Here is a 4,703-nt window from a genome sequence, read left to right as displayed (position 1 = left end):
GCTGCTCCGCAGGAGCCGCACCGGCGCAGCCGGGGCGCGGCCGCTTTCGTCAAAAGAGGAAGCCCGATTTCAGCGACTGCTGAAAGCGCGCTGCTCCGCAGGAGCCGCACCGGCGCAGCCGGGGCGCGGCCGCTTTCGTTAAAAGAGGAAGCCCGATTTCAGCGACTGCTGAAGTCCGGCGTGGCATGGGCGTGCGCTGTATGTTGTTGCAAGCCCTGCAAGTGCGTGCTACCTGCGAGCGGTTTGGTTACCGTTCTTGCGTCGCTGGGGCGGTTGTGCTTCGCTGCAGCACCTAGCATCGGCCGGTCTTAACCAGGAGAACCGACCCGATGGCAGTGCAAACCCCCTTCTTTGGCAAACGCGACAACGACACGCTTCAGTCTCGCCCGTCTCCGTCGGTGTCTGGCGTCAGCGTCGCCAGTGCCGTCAGCGTTGGCGGCGCGACGCCCCTCAGCCCCGGCATTGGCAAAGCCGCCGCAGCCAGCCCGGCCGAGGCCAGCGGCAGCAAACTCACCGTGGGGCCCAACATCAAGCTCAAAGGCGTGGAAATCACCGACTGCGACACCCTGGTGGTCGAGGGGACGGTGGAGGCCACGATGGATTCGCGCGTGATCCAGATTGCCGAGCAGGGCGCATTTCGCGGCAGTGCCGAGATCGACATTGCCGAAATCCGCGGCGCCTTCGACGGCACGCTCACCGTGCGCCAGAAGCTGGTGATCTTCGGTACCGGCAAGGTCAGCGGCAAGATCCGCTACGGCAAGCTGGTCATCGAAGAGGGTGGCCAGCTCACGGGCGAAGTGGGCGTGGGCGCGGCCGCGCAGGCGAGCAGCAGTGCGTCCCCCGCCCAGCCGGCGGCTGCAGTGGCAGGCTGACCACCCGGGTGCCGGCAGGGCCGCGCGGCGCCTGCCCTGCGCCGGGTGTCAGGGCGTGGCTGTCTGGGGCACGGGCCGCGGGCGCCCCTCGGCATCGATGGCCACGTAGGTCACCAGCGCTTCAGTCACCTTCACGTAGCGGCCCTGCTCGCAAAAGCGCTCGGCAAACACCTCCACGTCCACGGTGACCGAGGTGCGGCCGATGCGCTTGATGCTGGAATAAAACGACAGGATGTCGCCCACGCGCACCGGGTGCTTGAAGACGAACTCGTTGACCGCCACCGTGGCCATGCGGCCCCGCACATGGCGTGCAGGCAGCACGGAGGCGGCCAGATCCACCTGGGCCATGACCCAGCCGCCAAAGATGTCGCCGTTGGCGTTGGTGTCCGCCGGCATGGGGATGACCTTGAGCACCAGCTCTTTGTCGGTGGGTAAGGGGACGTTGGGGCGGCTGGAATCTGGGGACATGGGCACAATCTTTGTCTTTGTCACTTCCCGCATTTTCTTCCATGCGCCGCCACGGCGAATCTGCCCCCCCTCAAGCCCCCGGCGCCAGTGCGCGCGTCCACTCCGACTGGGCCACCATCGGCCGCCTGCTGCCCTACCTGTGGCAATACAAATGGCGCGTGATGGCCGCCATTGCCTTCATGATGGGCGCAAAACTGGCCAACGTAGGCGTGCCCCTGTTGCTCAAGCAGCTGGTGGACGCCATGAACCTGCCGCCCGGCGACGCCACCGCGCTGCTGGTGGTGCCCGTGGGCCTGCTGCTGGCCTACGGGGCGCTTCGCCTGTCCACCTCGCTGTTCACCGAGCTGCGCGAGCTGGTGTTTGCCAAGGCCACGCAGGGCGCGGCGCGCAGCATTGCGCTGCAGACGTTTCAGCACCTGCACAACTTGAGCCTGCGCTTTCACCTGGAGCGCCAGACCGGCGGCATGACGCGCGACATCGAGCGCGGCGTGCGCGGCATCGAGTCGCTGATCTCGTTTTCGCTGTTCAACGTGTTTGCCACGCTGATCGAGGTGGTGCTGGTGCTCAGCGTGCTGGCCGTGAAGTTCGACGCCTGGTTCGCCTGGATCACGCTCGCTGCGCTGGTGCTCTACATCACCTACACCGTGCTGGTGACCGAGTGGCGCACCAAGTTCCGCCGCGAGGCCAACGAGTTCGACTCGGCCGCGCACACCAAGGCGGTGGATTCGCTGCTCAACTACGAGACCGTCAAGTACTTCAACAACGAGCAGTTTGAGGCGCAGCGCTACGACGAAAGCCTGGAGCGCCTGCGCCGCGCGCGCCTCAAGAGCCAGACCACGCTGTCGATGCTCAACACCGGTCAGCAGCTCATCATTGCCACCGGGCTGGTGGCAATGCTCTGGCGCGCCACGCAGGGCGTGGTCGATGGCCGCATGACGCTGGGCGACCTGGTCATGGTCAACGCCTTCATGATCCAGCTGTACATCCCGCTCAACTTCCTGGGCGTGATCTACCGCGAAATCAAGCAGAGCCTGACCGACCTGGACAAGATGTTCACGCTGATGGACAAAGAGCGCGAAGTGGCCGACGCGCCCGGCGCGCCGCCGCTGGCGGGGCTGCATCAGCCCACGGTGCGCTTTGAAGACGTGCACTTTGCCTACGACCCGGCGCGCCCCATTCTGCAGGGCGTGAGCTTCGAGATCCCGGCGGGCCGCACGGTGGCCGTGGTCGGCCCGTCGGGCGCAGGCAAGTCCACGCTGGCGCGGCTGCTGTTTCGCTTCTACGACATCCAGCAGGGCCGCATCACCCTGGCCGGGCAGGACATCCGCAGCGTGACGCAGGCCAGCGTGCGCCGGGCGATTGGCATCGTGCCGCAGGACACCGTGCTGTTCAACGACACCGTGGCCTACAACATCGCCTACGGCCGCCCCGGCGCCACGCAGGACGAGGTGGAGCAGGCCGCGCGCGCCGCGCGCATCCACGACTTCATTGCCGCCACGCCCAAGGGCTACGCCACGATGGTGGGCGAGCGCGGCCTGAAACTGTCAGGAGGCGAGAAGCAGCGCGTGGCCATTGCGCGCACCCTGCTCAAGAACCCGCCGATTCTGATTTTTGACGAGGCCACCAGCGCGCTGGACTCGGCCAACGAGCGCGCCATCCAGGCCGAGCTGCGCCAGGTGGCGCAGGGCAAGACCACGCTGGTGATCGCGCACCGCCTGTCCACCGTGGTTGACGCGCACGAGATTCTGGTCATGGATGCGGGCCGCATCGTCGAGCGTGGCACCCACGCCGCATTGCTCGCGGCCGGCGGGCGCTATGCGCGTATGTGGGCACTGCAGCAAAGTGATGGTCAAAACGGCGCCTAGCCCCTTTGAAACGTGTGCTGAAAGCTATTAAAAAAGGAGTATGCGTGGACGTCCAGGCCCTCGCACTCACGCCGGCCTGAGGTTTTCGGCGTCTATGCAGCGCGGCGCCAGCGGGTAAAAATGCACCGTTCACCATTGGTGAACGCAACGGGTGCCCCCATCGCACCAGTCGCCCCAGCGCAACCGCCGCACAGGAAAGCCCCATGCTCGACGAATCGCCGCAAGTGCCGGCAATCGACTACCGCCAGCTGCTGGATGAGGTGGGTGCCTTCGTCTATACCACCGATGTGCACGGCCACTACACCTATGCCAACCAGCTGGTGCTGGAGCTGCTGGGCAATCCGCCGCTGCACGCCATCATCGGCAAGTCGTTCACCGATTTTGTCGATATCGGCGAAGCTGGCGCCACGCTGCGCGACACCGACCTGCGCGTGCTGCGCGATGGCGAAACCATCGCCCGTGAAGAAACCAACTACATCCACGCCACCGGCGAATCGCTCACCTACTGGTCCATCAAGAAGCCGCTGCGCGACTCCGGCGGCGCCATCGTCGGCATGCTGGGCATCTCGCACGACATCACCGCCAAAAAACGCCTGGAAGACAAGGTGCGCCAGCAAAAAGAGCTGCTGGACTCCGTGCTCGACAACATACCTGCGCTGGTTTACATGAAGGGCGCCAACCGCCGCTTTCTGTACGCCAACCAGCACCTGGCCAAAATGTTCGGGCTGCCGGTGGACCAGATCGTCGGCCGCCTCGACAGCGAGCTGATGCCGCGCGAAGTGGCCGATGCCTTCTGGGAGAAAGACCTGCACATGCTGGCTACCGGCGAGCACTACGCCGGCCGTGAATCGATGTTCGACGCCGCGGGCCAGCTACGCCAGTTCTGGAGCGTGGTGGTGCCCTGGTCGGGCTTTGACGGCATGCCGGTGCTGATCGGCCTGATCACCGACATCACCGAGCTGCAGGCGCTGAAGGACGAAATGCAGCGCCAGGCCCATACCGACAGCCTGACCGGCGTGGCCAACCGGCGCAGCTTTTTTGAGCGCGCCGAGCGCGAATTTGCGCACAGCCGCCTGCACGGCGAGCCGCTGAGCCTGATTGCCGTGGACATCGACCACTTCAAGCAGATCAACGACGAACACGGCCACCCGGTGGGCGACCTGGTGCTGCAGGGTTTTGTGAAATGCTGCCTGGGTCATCTGCGCGCGCCGGCACTGTGCGCCCGCACCGGCGGCGAGGAGTTTTGCATTCTGCTGCCCGGCGTGCCTGCCGATGCCGCGCAGGCCATTGCCGAACGCATCCGCGCGGCAGTCGCCGACGCCCGCCTGACCCAGGATCACCCGGCGCTGCGGGCCACAGCCAGCTTTGGCGTGACCAGCCTGGGCCCGGCCGATGCGCACTTCGGCGCCGTTTACTCGCGCGCCGACCGCGCGCTCTACACCGCCAAGCAGCAGGGCCGCAACCGCAGTTGCCTGCTGCATTCAGGTGAAATGGCCGC

4 protein-coding genes are annotated in these 4,703 nt (G+C 66.0%); 3 read left to right on the top strand and 1 reads right to left on the bottom strand.

Annotated features, from left to right (window positions below; genetic code table 11):
* The first annotated feature begins 329 nt into the window (after positions 1–329).
* Positions 330–872, top strand: coding sequence for a bactofilin family protein (locus AB7E35_RS14580; protein ID WP_428164411.1), 543 nt, complete (start codon positions 330–332; stop codon positions 870–872).
* Between the two features lie 48 nt (positions 873–920).
* On the opposite strand, the gene AB7E35_RS14575 is transcribed toward AB7E35_RS14580, so the two are convergent.
* Positions 921–1,340 (bottom strand): acyl-CoA thioesterase, encoded by a 420-nt coding sequence (locus AB7E35_RS14575; RefSeq protein WP_428164410.1) that lies wholly within the window; start codon positions 1,338–1,340, stop codon positions 921–923.
* 41 nt (positions 1,341–1,381) lie between these two features.
* On the opposite strand from AB7E35_RS14575, the gene AB7E35_RS14570 reads away from it, so the two are divergent.
* Together AB7E35_RS14570 and AB7E35_RS14565 are read left to right on the top strand one after the other, a co-directional pair.
* Positions 1,382–3,205 (top strand): ABCB family ABC transporter ATP-binding protein/permease, encoded by a 1,824-nt coding sequence (locus AB7E35_RS14570; protein WP_428164409.1) that lies wholly within the window; start codon positions 1,382–1,384, stop codon positions 3,203–3,205.
* Positions 3,206–3,408: 203 nt separating this feature from the next.
* Positions 3,409–4,703, top strand: a 1,295-nt coding sequence (locus AB7E35_RS14565) for a sensor domain-containing diguanylate cyclase (protein WP_428164408.1), incomplete at its 3' end; no start/stop codon positions are given.

Origin of the sequence: Diaphorobacter sp. (genome assembly GCF_050251835.1) — a bacterium.
GTDB lineage: Bacteria > Pseudomonadota > Gammaproteobacteria > Burkholderiales > Burkholderiaceae_C > JBFXIE01.
Note: the sequence above shows the minus strand (reverse complement) of the source record. Positions and strands in the feature narration are given on the sequence as shown.